22 protein-coding genes are annotated in these 19,761 nt (G+C 64.6%); 11 read left to right on the top strand and 11 right to left on the bottom strand.

Features of this window, described 5'->3' with window-relative positions:
* Nucleotides 1–10: 10 nt before the first annotated feature.
* The 5 genes from arfB (at nucleotide 11) to AKL02_RS00810 (ending at nucleotide 4,671) form a co-directional block, all read left to right on the top strand.
* Complete coding sequence (gene arfB, locus AKL02_RS00790) at nucleotides 11–433, top strand: alternative ribosome rescue aminoacyl-tRNA hydrolase ArfB (RefSeq protein WP_075775325.1); 423 nt, start codon at nucleotides 11–13, stop codon at nucleotides 431–433.
* On the top strand, nucleotides 423–1,685 hold the full coding sequence (locus tag AKL02_RS00795; RefSeq protein WP_083076426.1) for an aspartate aminotransferase family protein: 1,263 nt from the start codon (nucleotides 423–425) through the stop codon (nucleotides 1,683–1,685). The genes arfB and AKL02_RS00795 overlap by 11 nt, the downstream gene beginning before the upstream one ends.
* A complete protein-coding gene (locus AKL02_RS00800; protein WP_083076409.1) occupies nucleotides 1,682–2,659 on the top strand; it encodes a phosphotransferase enzyme family protein in 978 nt (325 codons plus the stop codon). Before AKL02_RS00795 ends, AKL02_RS00800 begins: the two co-directional genes overlap by 4 nt.
* The gene (locus AKL02_RS00805) at nucleotides 2,656–3,099 is read left to right on the top strand and encodes an NUDIX hydrolase (protein ID WP_098409674.1); all 444 of its coding nucleotides are present in this window, start codon (nucleotides 2,656–2,658) and stop codon (nucleotides 3,097–3,099) included. The genes AKL02_RS00800 and AKL02_RS00805 overlap by 4 nt, the downstream gene beginning before the upstream one ends.
* A gap of 90 nt (nucleotides 3,100–3,189) precedes the next feature.
* Nucleotides 3,190–4,671: an inorganic phosphate transporter gene (locus tag AKL02_RS00810; protein ID WP_232621687.1), complete on the top strand. Its 1,482-nt coding sequence runs from the start codon at nucleotides 3,190–3,192 to the stop codon at nucleotides 4,669–4,671.
* Nucleotides 4,672–4,675: 4 nt separating this feature from the next.
* Here the strand turns inward: AKL02_RS00810 and pncB are convergent, their stop codons facing one another.
* Both pncB and pncA read right to left on the bottom strand, forming a co-directional pair.
* Nucleotides 4,676–5,983, bottom strand: coding sequence for a nicotinate phosphoribosyltransferase (gene pncB, locus AKL02_RS00815; protein WP_083076402.1), 1,308 nt, complete (start codon nucleotides 5,981–5,983; stop codon nucleotides 4,676–4,678).
* A 3-nt stretch (nucleotides 5,984–5,986) separates the two neighbouring features.
* Nucleotides 5,987–6,586, bottom strand: coding sequence for a bifunctional nicotinamidase/pyrazinamidase (pncA, locus tag AKL02_RS00820; protein ID WP_083076399.1), 600 nt, complete (start codon nucleotides 6,584–6,586; stop codon nucleotides 5,987–5,989).
* Between the two features lie 98 nt (nucleotides 6,587–6,684).
* On the opposite strand from pncA, the gene trhO reads away from it, so the two are divergent.
* Nucleotides 6,685–7,590 carry an oxygen-dependent tRNA uridine(34) hydroxylase TrhO gene (gene trhO / locus AKL02_RS00825; protein WP_083076396.1) on the top strand — a complete coding sequence of 302 codons (906 nt, stop codon included), beginning with the start codon at nucleotides 6,685–6,687 and terminating at the stop codon, nucleotides 7,588–7,590.
* Here trhO and AKL02_RS00830 read toward each other — a convergent pair.
* Nucleotides 7,587–7,751, bottom strand: coding sequence for a hypothetical protein (locus AKL02_RS00830; RefSeq protein WP_157771528.1), 165 nt, complete (start codon nucleotides 7,749–7,751; stop codon nucleotides 7,587–7,589). The two genes, trhO and AKL02_RS00830, sit on opposite strands and share 4 nt — an antisense overlap.
* Nucleotides 7,752–7,906: 155 nt before the next feature.
* On the opposite strand from AKL02_RS00830, the gene mbfA reads away from it, so the two are divergent.
* The 5 genes from mbfA (at nucleotide 7,907) to AKL02_RS00855 (ending at nucleotide 11,906) form a co-directional block, all read left to right on the top strand.
* Complete coding sequence (gene mbfA / locus AKL02_RS00835) at nucleotides 7,907–8,884, top strand: iron exporter MbfA (protein ID WP_083076393.1); 978 nt, start codon at nucleotides 7,907–7,909, stop codon at nucleotides 8,882–8,884.
* Nucleotides 8,885–9,082: 198 nt separating this feature from the next.
* Complete coding sequence (locus AKL02_RS00840; RefSeq protein ID WP_083076389.1) at nucleotides 9,083–10,000, top strand: AEC family transporter; 918 nt, start codon at nucleotides 9,083–9,085, stop codon at nucleotides 9,998–10,000.
* A 10-nt stretch (nucleotides 10,001–10,010) separates the two neighbouring features.
* Nucleotides 10,011–10,841: an S-formylglutathione hydrolase gene (gene fghA, locus AKL02_RS00845; protein WP_083076386.1), complete on the top strand. Its 831-nt coding sequence runs from the start codon at nucleotides 10,011–10,013 to the stop codon at nucleotides 10,839–10,841.
* Nucleotides 10,838–11,296: a YaiI/YqxD family protein gene (locus AKL02_RS00850; protein WP_078522289.1), complete on the top strand. Its 459-nt coding sequence runs from the start codon at nucleotides 10,838–10,840 to the stop codon at nucleotides 11,294–11,296. Before fghA ends, AKL02_RS00850 begins: the two co-directional genes overlap by 4 nt.
* Nucleotides 11,289–11,906 carry an HAD family hydrolase gene (locus AKL02_RS00855; RefSeq protein ID WP_083076382.1) on the top strand — a complete coding sequence of 206 codons (618 nt, stop codon included), beginning with the start codon at nucleotides 11,289–11,291 and terminating at the stop codon, nucleotides 11,904–11,906. The genes AKL02_RS00850 and AKL02_RS00855 overlap by 8 nt, the downstream gene beginning before the upstream one ends.
* Before the next feature lie 42 nt (nucleotides 11,907–11,948).
* Here AKL02_RS00855 and dxs read toward each other — a convergent pair whose 3' ends face one another.
* The 8 genes from dxs to AKL02_RS00895 all read right to left on the bottom strand — a co-directional run bounded on the left by dxs (nucleotide 11,949) and on the right by AKL02_RS00895 (nucleotide 19,735).
* Complete coding sequence (dxs, locus tag AKL02_RS00860; RefSeq protein ID WP_083076378.1) at nucleotides 11,949–13,871, bottom strand: 1-deoxy-D-xylulose-5-phosphate synthase; 1,923 nt, start codon at nucleotides 13,869–13,871, stop codon at nucleotides 11,949–11,951.
* 19 nt (nucleotides 13,872–13,890) lie between these two features.
* Nucleotides 13,891–14,757, bottom strand: a complete 867-nt coding sequence (locus tag AKL02_RS00865) for a polyprenyl synthetase family protein (RefSeq protein WP_083076374.1) — start codon at nucleotides 14,755–14,757, stop codon at nucleotides 13,891–13,893.
* Complete coding sequence (locus AKL02_RS00870) at nucleotides 14,758–14,994, bottom strand: exodeoxyribonuclease VII small subunit (protein ID WP_078522293.1); 237 nt, start codon at nucleotides 14,992–14,994, stop codon at nucleotides 14,758–14,760. It abuts the gene before it with no gap.
* 125 nt (nucleotides 14,995–15,119) lie between these two features.
* Nucleotides 15,120–15,515, bottom strand: a complete 396-nt coding sequence (locus tag AKL02_RS00875; RefSeq protein ID WP_083076370.1) for a c-type cytochrome — start codon at nucleotides 15,513–15,515, stop codon at nucleotides 15,120–15,122.
* A 349-nt stretch (nucleotides 15,516–15,864) separates the two neighbouring features.
* Nucleotides 15,865–16,497: a queuosine precursor transporter gene (locus AKL02_RS00880; protein ID WP_083076367.1), complete on the bottom strand. Its 633-nt coding sequence runs from the start codon at nucleotides 16,495–16,497 to the stop codon at nucleotides 15,865–15,867.
* An 87-nt stretch (nucleotides 16,498–16,584) separates the two neighbouring features.
* Entirely contained in the window at nucleotides 16,585–17,514 is a 930-nt protein-coding gene (locus tag AKL02_RS00885; RefSeq protein ID WP_083076363.1) for an esterase-like activity of phytase family protein, read from the bottom strand.
* Entirely contained in the window at nucleotides 17,487–18,383 is an 897-nt protein-coding gene (mepA, locus tag AKL02_RS00890; RefSeq protein ID WP_083076359.1) for a penicillin-insensitive murein endopeptidase, read from the bottom strand. Before mepA ends, AKL02_RS00885 begins: the two co-directional genes overlap by 28 nt.
* Complete coding sequence (locus tag AKL02_RS00895) at nucleotides 18,380–19,735, bottom strand: MFS transporter (RefSeq protein ID WP_083076356.1); 1,356 nt, start codon at nucleotides 19,733–19,735, stop codon at nucleotides 18,380–18,382. Before AKL02_RS00895 ends, mepA begins: the two co-directional genes overlap by 4 nt.
* Nucleotides 19,736–19,761: the final 26 nt, after the last annotated feature.

A 19,761-nucleotide genomic window follows, 5' to 3' on the forward strand; every position in this document is an offset into this window, starting at 1 on the left:
GCTTGTGGCCATGCTGCGGATCAACGATCAGATAACCATCGAGGATTGGGAAATCACCGAAACCTTCACCCGGGCGCAAGGTCCGGGGGGGCAGAATGTGAACAAGGTCTCGACTGCGGTCGAGCTGCGCTTCGAGGCCGAACGCTCGCCGCATCTGCCGCAACCGGTGAAGAACCGCCTGCGCCGGATCGCGGGCCGCAGATGGACCAGCGATGGCGCGCTTTTGCTGCTGGTGCAGGACACGCGGAGTCAGGCGCGCAACCGCGAGATCGCGCGCGACCGCCTCGCCGAGATGATCCGCAAGGCCTGCGAAAAGCCCAAGAAACGTATCCCGACCCGGCCCACGCTCGGCTCGAAGAAGCGGCGTCTGAAGGCGAAGGCGATTCACGGCGAGAAGAAAGCGCTGCGCGGGAAGGTCTCGGATGGGGAATGATCTTTTGGCGCGGCGCGCGCGGCTTCTGGGGCCGAACGTGCCGACCTTCTATGCGCGTCCGGTCGAGATCGTGCGCGGGCAGGGCAGCTCGCTTTTCGACGCCGACGGCCAGCGTTACCTCGACGCCTATAATAACGTCGCCCATTGCGGCCATTGCCATCCGCGCATCGTGAAGGCGATCTGCGAACAGGCCGCCACGCTCAACACCCATACCCGCTATCTGCATGAAGGCATCCTCGATTATGCCGAGGCGCTGCTGGGCAAGTTCGGCTTTGACGGCCAGCTTCTGATGACTTGCACCGGGTCCGAGGCCAATGACGTCGCGCTGCGCATGGCGCAGGCGGTGACCGGCAAGCGCGGCTTCATCGCGACCGACAACACCTATCACGGCAACACCACCGCCGTGGCGCATCTCTCGACGCGGCGCCCGCCGATCGGGGGCTGGCCGGACCATATCCGCCGGGTGCCCGCGCCCGACAGTCTTGCGCCTCTGGGCGGATCGCTGGAAGCGCAGCCCGAGGCCTTTGCGGCGAATGTGGCCCAAGCGATCGCCGAGCTGGAAGAGAGCGGCCACGGCTTCGCGGGTTTCATGCTCTGCCCGATCTTCGCCAATGAAGGGATGCCCGGCATCGCGCCCGGTTTCCTCGACCAGACGGTCGAGGTGATCCGCCGCGCGGGCGGGCTGATCCTTTGCGACGAGGTGCAGCCGGGCTTCGGCCGGATCGGCTCGCATTTCTGGGGCCACGAATGGCTGGGCTTCACGCCAGACGTGGTCACGATGGGCAAACCGATGGGCAATGGTCATCCGGTCGCGGGCTTGGTGGCGAAGCCCGATGTGATGGCCGCCTTCCGCGAGGCCTTCGGCTATTTCAACACGTTCGGCGGCAACCCCGTCTCGGTCGCCGCGGCGATGGAGACCTTGCGTGTGATCGAAGACGAAGGTCTGCAGGAGAACGCGGCGCAGGTCGGCGACTATCTTCTGCAACGGCTGCGCGAGCTGTCCCATCCGCTGATTGCCGAGGCGCGCGGCTTGGGATTTTTCCTCGGGATCGAACTTGCGCAGGACGGCGAACCCGCCAGCGAAGCCGCGGGCCGGATCGTCGAGGCGATGCGCGAGCGCCATGTGTTGATGGGCCGGGTGGGCCGGGCACAACACATTCTCAAGATCCGCCCGCCGATGGTCTTCAATCGGGCCGATGCCGATGAAATGCTGGAGAAACTCGCGCAAAGTTTCGAGGAGCTTCCGGCATGATTTCGGACGAGACCGCACAGGCGATGGCGGACTCCGCCCTCTATTCCTGGGGGCAGACGAGCGCGCCGCCGCGTCTGGTGAAGAATCGTGAGAATATCGTCTTCGAGGCGCATCTGAAGGATGGCCGCCATGTCGCGCTGCGGCTGCACCGTCCCGGCTATCAGGGCCGCGAAGGGATCGAGGCCGAGTTGCGCTGGTGCGAAAGCCTCGCAGATCAGGGGATGCCGGTGCCGCGCCCGGTGCGTGCGCTGAACGGGGCGCTGACGGGCAGCGTGCGCAACCGCGTCACCTCCTGCGTGGAGTGGCTGGATGGTGCGCCGATCGGCGCGGGCGATCAGCCGCTTTCTGGCGCGCCCGAGGCCGTGCGCGCCGAGGCTCATGCGCTGGGCCGTCTGATCGCGCAACTGCATATCAGCAGCGATGCCGCCCCGCCCGACGGGTTCGACCGGAACCCGTGGGATGGCGAGGGGTTTCTGGGGGAGACTCCGCTTTGGGGACGTTTCTGGGAACATCCTCAGCTTTCGGAAGTTGAGGCCGCAACGCTGTCTTCGGGCCGCGACCTTGCGCGTGCACTCTTGGCACAGGCACAGGATTACGGTCCGATCCACGCCGATTGCCTGCGTGAGAACGTGCTATCGACCCCGGACGGGCTCGCCCTGATCGACTTCGACGATTGCGGGCCGGGCTACCGGCTCTACGACCTCGCGACGGCGCTGGTGCAGGGCTGGGGCGACCCGCTTTGGGGTGAACAGGCGGCAGGGCTCGTCGAGGGCTATCGCAGCCTGCGTCCGCTTCCGCCCGATCAGGAGGCACTGCTGCCGCTTTTCGTGGCGCTGAGAGCCTTCGCGTCTGCTGGCTGGATTGTGACCCGGGCACCGGGTTCCGATCCGCGCCAAAGACTATATTTAGAGCGTGCGCTTGAACTCGCACAGCATTTGGAGAACCGTACGCCGCCATGGGAGACCAGTCGATGAAATGGGCGAAATCCGTCGCGAAGGGCTTGCTGGGGTATCGCCCCGCCTCTTTGCAGGTGGGCGCGCTCTGTCTGCGAATCCGAGACGGCAAGACACAGGTCCTTCTGATCACCTCGCGCGACACCGGGCGCTGGGTGATCCCGAAAGGCTGGCCGATGCGGGGCCGCTCGCTGTCCGGCGCGGCCAAGCAGGAGGCATGGGAAGAAGCCGGGGCGGTCGGCAAGATCGACAAGGAACCCACCGGGGCGTTCCGCTACGACAAGATCCTCGATAGCGGCTTGGCCACGCCCACCGATGTCGTGGTCTTCCCGATGCGGGTCGAGACCCTGATGAAGTCCTTTCCCGAAGAGCATCAGCGCAAGCGCAAATGGTTCGCGCCGAAGCAGGCGGCGAAGCTGGTCAACGAAGAGGGGCTGCAGAAGCTCTTGCGCAAGCTCTGAGCCCCGGGATCGACCGAATGTCTTGTCACAGCGGGTCAAACCCGCTAGGCCCGCGCGGACTTCTGACAATTAGATGACAGGTTCGTGACGGTGGCCAATCAAGACAACGAGACCCGCGTCAATCAGTGGAAAACGCTCGACAAGGATCTCAAGCGGATCGGGCGCGTCGAAAGTGCCGGGCAATTCGTGGCGCGCGGCATGGTCGCGCCGGGGATCGCGCTGGCCTTCATCGTGCTGGTCGGTCTGGTGGCGGCCGTGTTGGTGGGCGGGCAGCCCGGCCAACTGGTGGTGATCGCCGCCGCTGCGATCGGGGCCTATATGGCGCTGAATATCGGCGCCAATGACGTCGCCAACAACATGGGCCCCGCCGTGGGCTCGCGCGCGATGACGCTGATCGGGGCGCTGATCGTCGCCGCCATCTTCGAAAGCTTGGGCGCGCTCGTCGCGGGCGGCGATGTCGTCAAAACCGTCGCGAAGGGCATCATCGATCCGACCGCCTTGCCCGATTCCGGGCATTTCGTCTGGGCGATGATGGCGGCGCTTCTGGCAGCGGCGCTGTGGCTGAACCTCGCGACATGGCTCGGCGCGCCGGTCTCGACCACCCATTCCATCGTCGGCGGCGTCGTCGGCGCGGGCATCGTGGCCGCGGGCTTCGGGGCTGTCGATTGGGTCTCGATGGCGAAGATCGCGGCAAGCTGGGTGATCTCTCCGGTCATGGGCGGCGTGATCGCGGCCGCCTTCCTCGCGCTGATCAAGACGAAGGTGATCTATGTCGACGACAAGATCGCCGCCGCGCGCCGATGGGTGCCGATCCTGATCGGCATCATGTCGGGCGCCTTCGCCGCCTATCTTGCGCTCAAGGGTCTCAAGCACCTGTTCAAGATCACGATTGTCGAAGCGGTCCTGATCGGCCTCGTCGTCGGTGTGGTGGCATGGCTCGTCACGATCCCGATGATCCGCCGCCAGTCCGAGGGGATGGAGAACCGCAAGAAGTCGCTCAAGACGCTGTTCGGCCTGCCGCTCGTCGTCTCTGCCGCGCTGCTGAGCTTCGCCCATGGCGCGAATGACGTCGCCAATGCGGTCGGCCCGCTCGCGGCCATCGTGCACACGGTCGAGCAGGGCGATATCGCCGCGCAGGTCGGCATCCCGTTCTGGGTGATGGCCGTGGGCGCGCTGGGGATTTCCGTCGGCCTGCTCCTGTTCGGACCCAAGCTGATCCGCCTCGTCGGCAACGAGATCACCAAGCTCAACCCGATGCGCGCCTATTGCGTGGCGCTCTCGGCGGCGATCACGGTGATCGTGGCCTCCTGGCTGGGCCTGCCGGTCTCCTCGACCCATATCGCGGTCGGCGGCATCTTCGGCGTCGGCTTCTATCGCGAATGGCATGCCGAGAAACGCGCCCGCGAGCTGGGCATCCGCAAGGGCAAGCCCGTCCCGCCGGAAGAGCGCAAGCGCCGCCTGCTGGTGCGCCGCTCGCATATGATGACGGTGGCCACGGCGTGGATCGTCACGGTGCCGGCCTCGGCCGCGCTCTCGGCGGTGGTCTACCTGATCCTGAACGCGATCACCTGACCGCTCAGACCATGACCTTCATCGCCTGCTGCTGGCCGACCTCGAAGACGCGCTTGTAGCGGGCGATCTCGCCCTCCGGGCCCATCGCCTTCGCGGGATTGTCCGACAGCTTCACCGTCGGGCGCCCATCGGCCTCGACTGCCTTGCACACGAGGCTGAACGGCGCGAGCGCATCATGCGGCACCAGCCCGCGGAAGTCGTTGGTCAGCAACGTGCCCCAGCCGAAGCTGACCTTCACCCGACCGGCGAACTGCGCGTGCAATTCGCGAATCTTGTCGACCGTCAGCCCGTCCGAGAAGATCACCAGCTTCTGGCGCGGGTCCTCGCCGCGCGCTTTCCACCAGTCGATCGCGATCTCCGCACCCGTCGCCGGATCGCCCGAATCGATGCGGATGCCGGTCCAGCCCGCCAGCCAATCCGGCGCGTGGTCGAGGAAACCTTTCGTGCCATAGGTGTCGGGCAGAATGATGCGCAGATTGCCGTCATGCTCTTCATGCCAGTCGGCGAGCACCTTGTAAGGCGCCTTCGCCAGTTCCGGGTCGCTATTGGTCAGCGCCGCATAGACCATCGGCATCTCATGCGCGTTGGTGCCCACGGCCTCGATGTCGCGGCGCATTGCAACCAGGCAGTTCGAAGTGCCGGTGAACGCGCCCCCTTCGGAAACATCGCCCAGCCCTTCGAGCATCGCCTGCACGCACCAGTCCTGCCACAGGAAGCTGTGCCGCCGCCGAGTGCCGAAATCCGCGATCCGCAGGTTGTCCAGCTCGCGCAGCGCCTCGATCTTCTCCCAGACCTTGGTCATTGCGCGCGCATAGAGCACCTGCAGCTCGAAACGTCCCATCGTGTTCAGCACCGCGCGGCCGCGCAACTCCATCAGGATCGCGAGCGCCGGAATCTCCCAGAGCATCACCTCGTGCCACTTGCCCTCGAAGGTCAGCTCGTACTGACCATCGCGCTTTTCCAGATGGTAGGGCGGCAGTTGATAGCCCTCGAACCACTCCATGAAATCCGAGCGGAACATCTGCCGCTTGCCGTAGAACGTGTTGCCGCGCAGCCAGGTGCTCTCCCCGCGCGACAGTTTCAGCGAGCGCGCATAATCCAGCTGCTCGCGCAGTTCCGCCTCGTCGATCAGCTCCGCGAGCCGGATCGACTTGCTGCGGTTGATCAGGCTGAACGTGACCCGCGTCTCCGGCTTATTGCGGAAAATCGACTGGCACATCAACAGCTTGTAGAAATCCGTGTCGATCAGAGATCGCACGATCGGGTCGATCTTCCACTTGTGGTTATAGACGCGGCTCGCGATGTCGACCATGGATCAGGCCTCCAGCTTCACACCGGCAGAGCGCATCTCGCTATGCGCCTCCTGCAGCGAGCCGTCGAGGTCGATCGCCCGGCAGGCGCCTTCGATCACCGTCGCGCGGAAACTCAGCTTCGCCGCATCCAGCGCCGACCATGCGACGCAGAAATCGGTGGCGAGCCCCACGAAGGTCAGGTCCTCGACGCCCCGGTCACGCAGGTAGCCCGCAAGCCCGGTCGGCGTCTTGTGGTCGTTCTCGAAGAAGGCCGAATAGCTGTCGACGCCGCGCCGGAACCCCTTGCGGATGATCAGCTGCGCCCGGTCCACGGCGAGATCGGGGTGGAACTCCGCCCCTTTGCTGCCTTGCACGCAATGATCGGGCCACAGCGTCTGCAGCCCGTATTCCATATGTACCTGCGTGAAGGGGGCGGCCCCCTCGTGCTGGCTCGCGAAAGAGGAATGGTCCGCCGGGTGCCAATCCTGCGTCAGCACCACGGTGTCGAACTCGGTCATCAGCGTGTTCACGCGCGGAAGGATCTCGTCGCCCCCCGAGACTGCCAGCGCGCCGCCGGGGCAGAAATCGTTTTGCACGTCGATCACGATCAGGGCTTTGGTCATTTTGTCTCTCCCGCAGGGTCTCTCCATGGGTAGGGCGCGGGCCCCACATGGTCAACGGCTCTTGCCTAACGCCCCCGCACGGCGCTAATGCGGGGCCCATGTTCACCGTTGCCGCCCTTTACCATTTCACCCGGTTCGAGTCGCCAGAGGCCATCAAGGCCCCGCTGGCGAAGATCGCCTGCGCGCATGGCGTGAAAGGCTCGCTCCTGATCGCGCGCGAAGGGATCAATGGCACCATCGCCGGCACCCGCGAAGGGATCGACGCGGTGCTGGCGCATATCCGCAGCTTGCCGGGCTGCGCCGATCTGGAATGGAAGGAAAGCGCGGCCGAGGAGATGCCCTTCGGCAAGATGAAGGTGCGGCTCAAGCGCGAGATCGTCACGATGGGCGAGCCCGATATCGATCCGAAAGCCCGCGTCGGCCATTATGTCGAGCCGCAGGACTGGAACACGCTGATCTCCTCGCCCGACACGGTCGTGATCGATACGCGCAACGATTACGAGATCGAGATCGGCACTTTCGAGGGCGCGATCGACCCCGGCACGAAATCCTTCCGCGAATTTCCGCAATGGTGGCGCGACAATGCGCATCGCTTCCACAACAAGCGCGTCGCGATGTTCTGCACCGGCGGCATCCGCTGCGAGAAATCGACGAATTTCCTGCTCTCGGAAGGGGTGCCCGAGGTCTATCACCTCAAGGGCGGTATCCTGAAATATCTCGAAGGCATGCCCGAAGACGGCTCGCTCTGGCAGGGTGATTGCTTCGTCTTCGATCAGCGCGTGAGCCTGCGCCACGGGTTGAAACAGGGCGATTATGACAGCTGTCATGCCTGTCGCCGCCCGGTCTCCGCGGAAGACAAACGCCATCCCGATTACGAGGAAGGCGTCTCCTGTCACCGCTGCATCGGCGAGTATTCCGATGCCGATCGCGACCGCTTCCGCGAGCGCGAACGTCAGATGCGCCTCGCCGCCGAGCGGGGCGAAGCGCATCTCGGACGCGATTAATTATCCGCGCAGACCTGCGTCAGATCGTTGCAGCCTTGCGTGACGGTCGGAGCCCCGGTGGTCGGGAAGTCCAGACGCGGCAGCGAGAAATCCCCGACGCCAGCCGATGCGGCGGTTGCGCCAAACACAGACAGAACAAGGGCGTAAGCGAGACGTTTCATAGCGGTTCTCCATAACTGAACTACTTGGTTCGGAATTTAATATGAACCGTTCGGTTCGGAAATCAAGTCCAAATGAACCGATCAGTTCGAAATACTGCCTTGCGCTGGACGCAACTCTGCATATTTTAGAACCGTTCTAAAAAAGAGGGCCTCCCATGCTTCCCGGTTTCGCGTCACGCCGCCGTTTCGACGATCTCACTGAACAGGAAGTGCTTGCGCTCGCGATCTCCTCCGAGGAGGACGACGCACGCATCTATCGCCAATATGCCGAACATCTGCGCGCCGAATTCCCGGCCTCCGCGAAGATCTTCGACGAGATGGCGAAAGAGGAAGACGAGCATCGCCGCCTCCTGATCGCCCGGCATACGGACCGCTTCGGCGATGTGATCCCGCTGATCCGTCGCGAACATGTCGCGGGCTTCTACAACCGCAAACCGATCTGGCTCACGAAGAACCTCTCGCTCGACACGATCCGCGGCGAGGCCGAGGCAATGGAGCGCGAGGCGGGCAAGTTCTACACGCTCGCGGCCCAGCGTAGCTCCGATGCCAGCACGCGCGAGTTGCTGGGCGATCTCGCCGCGGCCGAACTCGGTCACGAGCAAAAGGCCGAAGAGCTGACCGACACGCATCTGCCCGAGAGCGAAAAGGAAGAGGAAGACCGTCAGGCCCATCGCCAGTTCATCCTGACCTGGGTGCAACCGGGTCTCGCCGGGCTGATGGACGGCTCCGTCTCGACCCTCGCGCCGATCTTCGCCACCGCCTTCGCGACCCAAAACCCCTGGACCACCTTCCTCGTGGGCCTCGCGGCCTCGGTCGGCGCGGGCATCTCGATGGGCTTCACCGAAGCGGCGCATGATGACGGCGTGATCTCGGGCCGCGGCTCGCCGATCAAACGCGGCATCGCCTCGGGCGTGATGACGATGCTTGGCGGCTTGGGCCACGCGCTGCCCTACCTGATCCCCGATTTCTGGACCGCAACTACCATCGCGATCATCGTCGTGTTCATCGAGCTCTGGGCCATCGCCTGGATCCAGAACCGCTTCATGGAAACGCCCTTCCTGCGCGCGGCCTTCCAGGTCGTGCTCGGCGGCGCGCTGGTCTTCGCAGCCGGCGTCTTGATCGGCGGCGGCTGACACAGCCTTACCTCCGACCCGCGCGCCAGCGGCGCATGCGGGACGCTCCGCGGGGGATATTTGAGCCAAGGCGAAGACGGGCGCTTTGCCTTCGGCTTGGTAAAAATATCCCCGCCGGAGGCTTCCCGACCCCGCCACGGGCGCGCAGAGGTCATTCCATAGCTGGCACTTGCCAAAGGCCCATGCTAGCCCTTGGCCATGCTTGAGATCTTTCTGAAGACCTTGCCGTTTTTCGCCCTGATCGGGCTTGGCTGGTTCGCCGGACAGATCCGCTTTTTCACCGCTGAGGCGACCGCGTGGCTGACGAAATTCGTCTTCTACTTCGCGCTCTCGGCGATGCTGTTCAAATTCTCCGCCAATCTCGATCTGGCCGCGCTCGTCGATCCGCAATTCATCCTCGCCTATCTCACCGGCTCGGGCGCGGTCTGGCTGATCACTTTCGCGGTCGCCAAGGCGCGCAAGCTGCCCACCGCGCTCTCGGCGATGGAGGCGCATACCTCGATGACCGGCAATACCGGCTTCCTCGGCGTGCCGATGCTGGTGGTGCTGCTGGGACCGGCGGCGGTCGGGCCGGTGCTGATGGTGTTGAGCTGCGATTTGATCGTGTTTTCCTCGATCATCACGATCTTCATCACCGCCGCGCGGCACGGGAAGGTCTCGCTCGCGCCGATCGCGCTGGGGCTGGTGAAGAACCCGATGATCGTCTCGATGGTGGCGGGGCTCGCCTGGGCGGGGCTGAAGCTGCCGATGCCGGGCCCGCTATCGGAATTCGTGACGCTTTTGGGTGCCGCCGCGACGCCCGGGGCACTGTTCGCCATCGGCGCCTCGCTTGCGGGCAAATCGGCCGAGAAGCCCGCGCCGGCGGTCTGGCTGTCCTTCGGCAAGCTCTTCCTGCACCCGGCCGCGATCGCCATCACCTCGCTTCTGATCTTCGATGTCGATCCCTTCGCGGCTGGCGTGATGATTGCCGCCGCCGCCCTTCCCGTCGCGGGCAATGTCTATATTCTGGCGCAGCATTTCGGGGTGGCGCCGCAGCGCGTTTCGGCCGCCATCCTCGTCTCGACAGCCGTCTCGATCCTCACGGTTCCGGCGGTCATCCATTGGGTTCACGGCTAAGGAGGCTTTGATGAAAACGATCTCGGAAAACCGCTGTTTCGGAGGCGTCCAAGGCGTCTATTCGCACGGCTCGAAGGTCAATGATTGCGAAATGACCTTCGGGCTGTTCCTGCCGCGCGAGGCCGAGGACGGTCCGGTGCCGGTGCTGTGGTATCTCTCGGGGCTGACCTGCACCCATGAGAACGCCATGACCAAGGCGGGCGCGCAGGCGTTTGCGGCCGAGCACGGGATCGCGCTCGTGTTCCCCGACACCTCGCCGCGCGGCGAGGGCGTGGCCAATCACGAGGATTACGATCTGGGTCAGGGTGCGGGCTTTTACGTCAACGCGACGCAGGATCCGTGGGCGCCGCATTTCCGGATGTGGGATTACATCGCCGAGGAATTGCCGAACGCCATCGACGCCGCCTTCGAGATCGACCCCGAGCGGCAGGCGATCACCGGCCATTCGATGGGCGGACACGGTGCGTTGACGCTGGCGATGTCGCTGCCCGAGCGCTTCCGCTCGGTCTCGGCCTTCGCACCGATTGCGAACCCGACGCAAAGCGACTGGGGCCGCAAGCAATTCAGCGCCTATCTGGGCGACGATGAGGCTGCATGGGCGGCGCATGACGCGACGCTACTGGTCCGCGAGCGCGGATTTGCGGGCGAAATGCTGATCGATCAGGGCGGCTCGGACCAGTTCCTCGATCTGCTGAAGCCCGAGGCGCTGGCCGAGGCGATGGCCGCGCGCCGTCAGCCCGGCACCTTCCGGATTCAGGAAGGTTACGATCACAGTTACTATTTCGTCTCGACCTTCATTCCGGATCACATTGAGTTCCACGCCGAGGCGCTCTGGGCGTGATCTGGGTCGACGCGGATGCCTGCCCGGTGAAAGCCGAGGCCGAGAAGGTCGCGACCCGTCTCGGCGTCAAGTTGATGCTTGTCTCCAATGGCGGGCTGCGGCCGTCGCCCAATCCGCTGGTCGAGATGGTCTATGTCGATCAGGGGCCGGACGTGGCCGATATGTATATCGCCGAGCGGGCGACGGTCGGCGATGTGGTCATCACCAATGATATTCCGCTGGCGGCGAAATGCGTCGAGGCCGGCGCGCGGGTGCTGCGCCCCGATGGCGAGGCGCTGACGCCCGCCAATATCGGTAACGTCCTGGCAACACGGGATTTGATGGCGGATCTGCGCTCCGCCGATCCGTTCCGGCAGGGCGGCGGCAAGCCGTTTTCCAAGGCCGACCGGGCGCGGTTCTCGGATGCGCTCGACCGGGTCGCGCGGGCGGCAGCAAGAGAGGTTAAGAATGGTTAAGGCAGTTATCTTCGACATCGGCAACGTGCTGATCGAATGGCAGCCGGAGCGGCATTACGACCGGATCATGCCGCGCGAGACCCGCGAGCAGATGTTCGCGGAGGTCGATCTGCACGGCATGAATGACGAGATCGACCGCGGTGCGCCGTTCCGCGAGACGATCTACGCATGGGCCGAGAAATACCCGAGCTGGCGCGATGCGATCCGGCGCTGGCACGATGACTGGATCGAGATGGCAGCCCCCGAGATCCCGCATTCGCTACGCCTGATGAAATCCTTGCAGGCCAGGGGGATGCCGGTTTTCTCGCTGACGAATTTCGGGATTCAAAGCTACGATTTCGCGGCCACGCATTACCCGTTCCTGCGCGATTTCGACCGGGATTTCATCTCGGGCCATATGGGCGTCACGAAGCCCGATCCGAAGATCTATCAGATGCTCGAGGACGCGTCGGGGCTGTCCGGCTCGGATCTGATCTTCACCGATGACCGCGCCGACAATATCGCGACGGCGCATACCTTCGGCTGGAAGACGCATCTCTTCGACGGGCCGGAGGGCTGGGCGCGGCGGCTGGTCGAGGAAGGCCTGCTGGAGGAGGCGGAGGCCGCATAAGTTCAACTTATGCAGCCGCCGCGAAAATAAGGAAAACTTATCTCAGGCGCGTTTCGCGACCGCGACGCCCAGAAGCTCGAGCACCTTCGCCTCGATCTGCGGCGCATCCATGCCTGCCGAGTGATACATATCCTCGGGCGAGGCGTGGTCGATGAACGTGTCGGGCAGGACCATCGAGCGGAACTTGAACCCGTGATCGAAGACACCCTGATCCGACAGGTATTGCGCGACATGGCTGCCGAAGCCGCCGATCGCGCCTTCCTCGATGCAGATCAGCGCCTCGTGTTCGGCCACGAGCCGGTCGATCAGATCGGTGTCGAGCGGTTTGACGAAGCGTGCATCGGCGACGGTCGGCGCAAGGCCGCGGGCCTGCAGCGCCTCGCGCGCTTTCAGCACTTCTGCCAGACGGGTGCCGTAGGACAGGATCGCGACCCGCGCGCCTTCCGCGATCATCCGGCCCTTGCCGATTTCCAGCGGCACGCCTTCTTCGGGCATGTCGACGCCCATGCCTTCACCGCGCGGGTAGCGGAAGGCGATGGGGCCTTCGTCATGGGCCGCGGCGGTGGCGACCATATGGACCAGCTCGGCCTCGTCGGCGGCGGCCATCACGACCATGCCGGGCAGCGAGGACATGAAGCCCACGTCGAACGAGCCCGCATGGGTCGCGCCATCCGCGCCGACCAGACCGGCGCGGTCGATGGCGAAGCGTACGGGCAGACGCTGGATCGCGACGTCATGCACGATCTGGTCGTAGCCGCGCTGCAGGAAGGTCGAGTAGATCGCGCAGAACGGTTTCATACCGGACGCCGCAAGCCCGGCGGAGAAGGTCACGGCGTGCTGCTCGGCGATGCCCACGTCGAAACAGCGGCGCGGATAGACGCCCGCGAATTGCTTCAGTCCTGTGCCGTCGGGCATGGCGGCGGTGATGCCGACGATCTTCTCGTCTTTCGCCGCTTCCTTGATCAGGCTTTCGGCGAAGACCTTGGTGTAGCTCGGCGCGTTGGAGGGCGATTTCTTCTGCTCGCCGGTGCTGAGATCGAATTTCGCGGTGGCATGGCCGCCATCGGGGCGGTTCTCGGCCGGGCCGTAGCCCTTGCCCTTTTTCGTCACCGCGTGGATCAGGACCGGGCCGGTCGCGCGGGCCTTGAGCGTGCGCAGGAGCGGCAGCAGTTGGTCGAGATCGTGGCCGTCGACCGGGCCGACATAGGAGAAGCCCAGCTCCTCGAACAGGGTGCCGCCCATGGCGATGCCCTTGAGCATTTCCTTCGCCCGGCGCGCGCCTTCCTGGAACGGCACGGGCAGCAGGCCGACCGCGCCCTTGGCGGCGGATTTCAGGTCCTGCAGCGGGGCCTCGGAGTAAAGCCGGGTGAGGTAGCTCGACAGCGCGCCGACGGGCGGGGCGATCGACATCTCGTTGTCGTTGAGCACGACGAACATGCGTTTGCCCAAGTGGCCCGCGTGGTTCATCGCCTCGAAAGCCATGCCGCCCGACATCGCGCCGTCACCGATCACGGCGATCGCGTCGCCCGTTTCGGCGCCCAGCTCGCGGCCCATGGTGAAGCCGGTCGCGGCTGAAATCGAGGTGGAGCTATGGCCCGCGCCGAACGGGTCGTAAGGCGACTCCGAGCGTTTGGTGAAACCCGACAGCCCGCCCTTGGTGCGCAGCGTGCGGATGCGGTCGCGGCGCCCGGTCAGGATCTTGTGCGGGTAGCACTGGTGGCCCACGTCCCAGACGATCTTGTCGCGCGGCGCGTCGAATACGGCATGCAGCGCGACCGTCAACTCGACCACGCCAAGACCCGCACCCAGATGCCCGCCGGTTTGCGACACGGCCGAGATGGTCTCGGCGCGCAATTCGGTGGCGAGCGTTTTCAGCTCGGGATCGGAAAGGCCTTTCAGATCGGACGGCAGTCGCACCTTGTCGAGGAGCGGCGTTGCCGTTTGGTCGTTCGGGTTATCGCTCATTGGCTGCCCCCTAGGCGCGCTACATCTCGCGGGAGATAACGAAACGCGCAGCGGCCCGCAAGTTTTCCGCTTCCTCGCCGTAAGGCGAAAGCGCGTCTATGGCTTGCTCGATCAGCTCGCCCTCCCGGAGCCGCGCGCCGGTGAGGCCGAGCAGCGAGACGAAGGTGGCTTTTCCGGCCTCGGCATCCTTGCCGACCCGTTTCCCGGCGGCCTTTTCGCAACCCGTCACATCTAGGATGTCATCGTGAATTTGAAAGGCCAGACCGACCGCATCGGCGAAATCGCTCAGGGGGCCCTCGTCCTCGCCCGCGAGGATCGCGCCGGTGCGCGAGGCGAACGAGATCAGCGCCCCGGTCTTGCCCGCCTGCAGCGCGGTGATCTGGCTGAGCGAGAGCGGATCGGTGGCGCTTTCGGCGGCGATGTCGAGCGCCTGACCGTGGCCCATCCCGGCCGCGCCGGAGGCTTTCGCAAGCGCGAGGCTCAGCGCGATACGCCGCTCTGCCGGGCCGAGGACGGGATCGGCGCAAAGCTCGAACGCAAGCGTCTGCAACACGTCGCCGGTCAGCACGGCGGTCGCTTCGTCCCATTTCACGTGCACTGTCGGCTGGCCGCGGCGCAGATCGTCGTCATCCATGCAGGGCAGGTCGTCATGCACGAGGCTATAGGCGTGCAGCGCCTCGACCGCGGCGGCGGCGGGCATCACCTGCGCCTCCGGGATGCCGAAGATCGCGGCGCTTTCGATTGCGAGGAAGGCGCGCAGGCGTTTGCCGCCCTGCAGCGCGTAATGCATCGGGGCGCGCAGCGGCCCCTCGGGCTGGCGCGCCACGGCGGCATCGAGCGCGACCTGAACGGTCGTCTGCACCTCTTTCAAACGGGAGGTGAACATTTACAGACCTTCGGCGGGGGTCGTGCCTTTCGGAGCGCCGTCGGCATTGAGCGTGATTTTCTCAACGCGCGCCTCGGCCTCTTTCAGAAGCTTGGCGCAATGCTCTTTCAGCTTGGCGCCGCGCTCATAGAGTTTGATCGACTCGTCCAGGGGCACGTCGCCATGTTCCAGTTTGCCCACGACTTCCTCGAGAGCCTTCATCGCCTCTTCGAAGCTCAACGCGTCAATATCGCTCATCAATCTGCATTCCCGGTGATATGTCGTCCAATAAGGCTCTGACGCCCGGGTTCCTGCAAACCATATCCGGCTCGCGGAGTCGAGATCACCCCGCGAGACCGGTGCTATCGTGAACGTCTTATCGCCTATTTCTGAAGCGACTCGAGATATGTCGCGAGTGAAAGGACGCGCCCGCGTGTGGCCAGAACGTCGGTGTAATACGGCGCACCGTGTCCGCCCTGTTCCATGAAGACATCGCCGAAGACCGGCATCGGCCCGCCATGCGCCCGCACGCCTGTGCGTCCGTCGATGATGTGGATCGCCTTGAGCATCGGAAACTCGCCATCATTCGCGGCGGCAAGGCCGGTCAGATCGGCGGGTTTCACGTTCAGATATTCGGCCATCGGCCCGGTGCCCGTGCCATCGTCGCCATGACAACTGGCGCAATATTGGCCGTAGAGAGCTTTGCCGACATCGCCGTCCTGAGCGATGGCCGGGGTCGCGGCGAAACATGCCGCAGCGATGAGGTAAGTGAAGCGCATAGTGTCCTCCCACACAAGTTGACGCATAGGAAGGTTGGGCGCGAAATGAGGCCGAGTCGATGATCGACGTCAATGACGAAGGGCGCTCCTTTTTGCTAAGGAACGCCCCACGAAAAGGGCCATCTCTGTTCGAGATGGCCCTCCGAGATCTACGGAGATGGTCCGGTTAGGGTCCGAAGGATCCAGCCGTCCCAGTCAGGGTTCTTTGCCCCAGGGTTTGCCCTCAGGCCACGGCCCCCCTCACTGTCCCGACACCTCTCTCCACTATCACTCTAGACACTGGACCACCTCCTTTCATGCGTTGCCGTTATCCACAGCGTGCCACAGATTTTGTGTGTGGCAAGAAAAATTACGCAATCCTTGGAGAAAGTTTCGTAACAAGTGCCTTGAAAGGCAGCAGTGCGATCAAAGTCAGGGCAAGTTTGACAAGCCAGTCTGCGGTGGCCAGCGACACCCAGAGCGGCACCGTCGGCCCGAAGCCCAACAGGGGCAGGGTTTCGTTCGCCCAGGACACGTCGTTCGACGGCTCGAGGAAGATGAGCGCGCTCGAGAAGGCGATCGAGAAGAAGATCAGCGTATCGAGCGACGCACCGATCAGGGTCGAGACCGCAGGCGCACGCCACCAGACGCCATTGCGCAGCTTGTCGAAGACGAAGATGTCGGTCATCTGCGCCACGAGGAAGGCCGCGCCCGAGCCGAGCGCGATGCGCAGCGTGACGGCCGGATAGGTGTAGCCGTCGCCCTGCAGCATGATCTGGCTGCCGATGAGCGAGCAGATCACGCCCACGACGAAACCGGCGGCGACCACGCGGCGCGCGGCGCCCGGGCCGTAGATGCGGTTCATCACGTCATTGACGAGGAAGGCGAAGGGGTAGGTGAAGGCGCCCCAGGTCAGCCAGTCGCCGACGAGGAATTGCACCAGGATGTTCGAGGCCACGACGATGATGGCCATGGCAATGATGCCAGGAATATAGCGGGTCATGATGTTCAACCGTTTTTACATGGTAGCGGAGACATGGCCCGGAACCCTCCGGGCAAGGGCGCGCGATACGCGCTCGAACGCGTTGCGTCAATCCTTTTTGGCGGTGCGGCGCGTCTCAGGCAGGACGTATTCCACGATCTCGGTGCGCTGGAGAAACCGGAAATTGTCGTCGGAAATCATCGTCAGGCGGATCGCGCCGCTGTCGTCGCGCCAGACCGAGAGGCCTTCGAGATTGTCGTGACGTCCCGCGCCGGTTTCCAGAAGAACCTCGCCGCCCGAGATCGAGTCGCCGTTGATGTCGAAGACCTGAACGCGCGTCCGAAAACCCAGAAGCCCCCAGAAGTCGCGCTCCAGCAGGTAGAAGCGGCCATCGGGGCCGAAATCCGCACCGACCGGCAGCCAGTTATCGGAGCGCGGGATGGCGAAGGGCTGATCCCATTTGCCGTCGCGATAGCGCCAGACCGGGTAGGGCCGGTCTTTCGCGCCCGAGCGTTCGGGCATCGTGTAGAGCGTGCCCTGATCGTCGATCGCCAGCGCCTCGAGCGAGGAGTTGTTCTGCATCTTCGCAAAGGCATCCGGGCGTGGCAGCAACTCGGCCGGGCCGCCATCGGTCGGAAAATGCGACACCCGCGCCAGCCCCTCGAAGGAGATATAGACCGAACCGTCCGGCGCCAGCGCCAAGCCTTCGCTGTCACCCAGATGACGGGTCAGCGCCGCGCCTTTGGAGCTGTGAAGCCAGTTCGGCCCTTGTGTGACCCTCACGTCCTTGATCTGGCCGGCTGCGTCGCGATCGAGATGCCCGCGCCAGATGGTCGTGCGGTCCGACTGGGTGACGAAATCGCCTCCGTCCGGCCCCAGCTCAAGCCCTGAAAACCCGCCGAAGACGAACACGCCCGGCATGGTCCAGTGAAAGCTTTGCAGGAATTGCGCGCGGGGATGCGGCCCGGCGGGCGCGAGCCCTCCGAGAATGGCCAGCCCCGCACCTGCAATCAGCGCGAGGTAAGAACGGCGCGACATTGGTTGGGCAGGTCCGACATGACGTAGGTTTTCGCGTTTTTCTTCGGCGGCCCTTTCGGCTTGGGCTTGGCCGCGGTCTTCGGCGGGTTGAGGTAATCGGTCACCCACCAGTTCAGCGTGTCGTCACAGCCATCGCCTCCCTTCGAGAGCTGCGCCACGGTCGGTTTCTGCGTCTCGCAATAGCGCGCACCGGGCGGGCATTTCAGGCGGACGTGGAAATGCGTGTTGTGGCCATACATCGGACGGATCTTCTGCAGCCATGCGCGATCGTTGCGCGGCACCGTGTTGCACATCGCGATCTTCACGGCGGCGGCGACGAAGATACGATCGACGCGCGGATCGGCAGCGGCGTGGCGCATCAGCGCGAGGTGCTGCGGCGTCCAGTTGGAATTGGTGTGGCGCTGATCGGCGGTGCGCACCGAGATCGAGGAGATTTTCTCCCGCTGGGTGCGGCTGAGATTCAGGTTCGTCGCGGGCAGCATCCAGATATCGGCATCCAGCCCGATCTGGTGGCTCGCGTGGCCGCCCGTCATCGGACCGCCGCGCGGCTGGGAAATGTCACCGATATAGAGCCCGTTCCAGCCCGGCAGCGACGCGGCATAGCGCGACAGATCCTGCAGGTAGGTCAGCATCGCGGGCTGGCCCCAGTTGCGGTTGCGCGACAGGCGCATCGCCTGCCAAGTCGGTCCGCTCTCGGGCATGCGCTGAAGGCCTGCGGCGCAGCCACGCGAGTAAAACCCGATGGCCGAAGGCGCCTGCGCCGAAGCGCTCGCCTTGGAGCCGAAAAGTTGGCGGGCGAGCGGTTCGGCGAATGTGGGCGCAGAAATAAGGCTGAAAGAAAGAGCGGCGACGAGAAATTTCGCGATCATGATGTGGGGGGTCCTTCGGGCGCTGGGTCTCCGTGACTTCTCACGAATCCTAGCAGGACCAGCCCCAAAAGCAAAAGAACGATGATCGGTGTGATGCCCGTCGACTGATTTCCGCTTATCTGTGTCGTGATCCCGATGGCGAGCGGGGCGATGAAGGCGGTGGCCTTGCCCGAAAGCGCGTAGAGGCCGAAATGCTCGGTGATCTTTTCTGGGTCGGCTTGGCGGACCATCATCGTGCGCGAGGCCGATTGCAGCGCGCCGCCGCAGGCCCCGATCATCCCGCCCAGCACCATGAAGGCGATGTCGGGCAGTTTGCTGTCGGGGGTGACGGCCATCCCGAAGACGCTTTCGCGCGAGATCATCACGATGCCGATCACCACCAGCGTCAGCACGACCAGCGAGGTGATGATCACCGTGCGCGGCCCCCAGCGGTCATCGGCCTTGCCGCCGAGCCATGCGAAGGTCGCCCCGGTGATCGTGCCGAGGATGCCGAAGATGCCGATCAGCGTGATCGACCAGTTCAACACGCCCGCCGCATAGAGCCCGCCGAAGGTGTAGATGCCGTTGAGCGCGTCGCGGTAGAACATCGAGCTGAGCAGGAACGAGGTCAGCGAACGCCGACGCGGCAGCGCCTTCAGTGTCGCGCGCAGTTCCGGCCAAGCGCCGCGCAGCGCCGTGCCGATGGGCAGCGCGTCCGGTTTGCGCGGCTCGCGCACCCAGAAGAAGAAGGGGATCATGAAGACAGCGTACCAGATCGCGGTGAGCGGCCCGACCGCGCGGGTATCCTCGCGCGTGGCGACGTCGAGGCCGAAGAGCGGGTCGATCCCCAGCATCGTCTTGCCGGTCGTCGGGCTCGCCTGCAGCAGCAGAAGCATGATGAACAGCGTGATCATCCCGCCGATATAGCCGAACGCCCATCCCGAGCCGGAGATGCGCCCGATCTCTTCGCGCGGGCCCAGATCGGGCAGGATCGCATTGGTGAAGGTGGTCGCGAATTCCATGCCGATCATGCCGATGGCGAAGCTGATCATGATCGCCATCAGCTTGAAATCGCCCGGCACAGCATACCACAGCCCCCATGCGCCCAGCACATACATCACCGAGAAGACCCAGATGAACGGCATCCGCCGTCCCGAGCGGTCCGCGACCGCACCAAGGAAGGGCGAGCCGAGCGCGATCAGAATCCCGGCGATGCCGACGCCGTAGCCCCAGACGGTCTGCGCCGCCGTGCCCGAGCCCATCAGGTCTTTTACGAAGGGCGCGAAGATGAAGGTGACCAGCAGCGTGTTATAGGGTTGGCTCGCCCAGTCGAAGAACCACCAGCCCCAGATGCGTTTCTTCGCCGTGATCATGTCGCCCTCTCCCCGCCGCGCCAGTA

The organism is Thioclava electrotropha (genome assembly GCF_002085925.2).
GTDB classification, from domain to species: Bacteria; Pseudomonadota; Alphaproteobacteria; order Rhodobacterales; family Rhodobacteraceae; genus Thioclava; species Thioclava electrotropha.

Excerpts from the sequence above, each read along its gene's own strand:
- arfB (WP_075775325.1), top strand. The coding sequence starts at position 11 with ATGCTGCGGATCAACGATCAGATAACCATCGAGGATTGGGAAATCACC.
- AKL02_RS00795 (WP_083076426.1), top strand. The coding sequence starts at position 423 with ATGGGGAATGATCTTTTGGCGCGGCGCGCGCGGCTTCTGGGGCCGAAC.
- AKL02_RS00800 (WP_083076409.1), top strand. The coding sequence starts at position 1,682 with ATGATTTCGGACGAGACCGCACAGGCGATGGCGGACTCCGCCCTCTAT.
- AKL02_RS00805 (WP_098409674.1), top strand. The coding sequence starts at position 2,656 with ATGAAATGGGCGAAATCCGTCGCGAAGGGCTTGCTGGGGTATCGCCCC.
- pncB (WP_083076402.1), bottom strand. The coding sequence starts at position 5,983 with ATGGTCGACATCGCGAGCCGCGTCTATAACCACAAGTGGAAGATCGAC.
- pncA (WP_083076399.1), bottom strand. The coding sequence starts at position 6,586 with ATGACCAAAGCCCTGATCGTGATCGACGTGCAAAACGATTTCTGCCCC.
- trhO (WP_083076396.1), top strand. The coding sequence starts at position 6,685 with ATGTTCACCGTTGCCGCCCTTTACCATTTCACCCGGTTCGAGTCGCCA.
- AKL02_RS00830 (WP_157771528.1), bottom strand. The coding sequence starts at position 7,751 with ATGAAACGTCTCGCTTACGCCCTTGTTCTGTCTGTGTTTGGCGCAACC.
- mbfA (WP_083076393.1), top strand. The coding sequence starts at position 7,907 with ATGCTTCCCGGTTTCGCGTCACGCCGCCGTTTCGACGATCTCACTGAA.
- AKL02_RS00840 (WP_083076389.1), top strand. The coding sequence starts at position 9,083 with ATGCTTGAGATCTTTCTGAAGACCTTGCCGTTTTTCGCCCTGATCGGG.
- fghA (WP_083076386.1), top strand. The coding sequence starts at position 10,011 with ATGAAAACGATCTCGGAAAACCGCTGTTTCGGAGGCGTCCAAGGCGTC.
- AKL02_RS00855 (WP_083076382.1), top strand. The coding sequence starts at position 11,289 with ATGGTTAAGGCAGTTATCTTCGACATCGGCAACGTGCTGATCGAATGG.
- dxs (WP_083076378.1), bottom strand. The coding sequence starts at position 13,871 with ATGAGCGATAACCCGAACGACCAAACGGCAACGCCGCTCCTCGACAAG.
- AKL02_RS00865 (WP_083076374.1), bottom strand. The coding sequence starts at position 14,757 with ATGTTCACCTCCCGTTTGAAAGAGGTGCAGACGACCGTTCAGGTCGCG.
- AKL02_RS00870 (WP_078522293.1), bottom strand. The coding sequence starts at position 14,994 with ATGAGCGATATTGACGCGTTGAGCTTCGAAGAGGCGATGAAGGCTCTC.
- AKL02_RS00875 (WP_083076370.1), bottom strand. The coding sequence starts at position 15,515 with ATGCGCTTCACTTACCTCATCGCTGCGGCATGTTTCGCCGCGACCCCG.
- AKL02_RS00880 (WP_083076367.1), bottom strand. The coding sequence starts at position 16,497 with ATGACCCGCTATATTCCTGGCATCATTGCCATGGCCATCATCGTCGTG.
- AKL02_RS00885 (WP_083076363.1), bottom strand. The coding sequence starts at position 17,514 with ATGTCGCGCCGTTCTTACCTCGCGCTGATTGCAGGTGCGGGGCTGGCC.
- mepA (WP_083076359.1), bottom strand. The coding sequence starts at position 18,383 with ATGATCGCGAAATTTCTCGTCGCCGCTCTTTCTTTCAGCCTTATTTCT.
- AKL02_RS00895 (WP_083076356.1), bottom strand. The coding sequence starts at position 19,735 with ATGATCACGGCGAAGAAACGCATCTGGGGCTGGTGGTTCTTCGACTGG.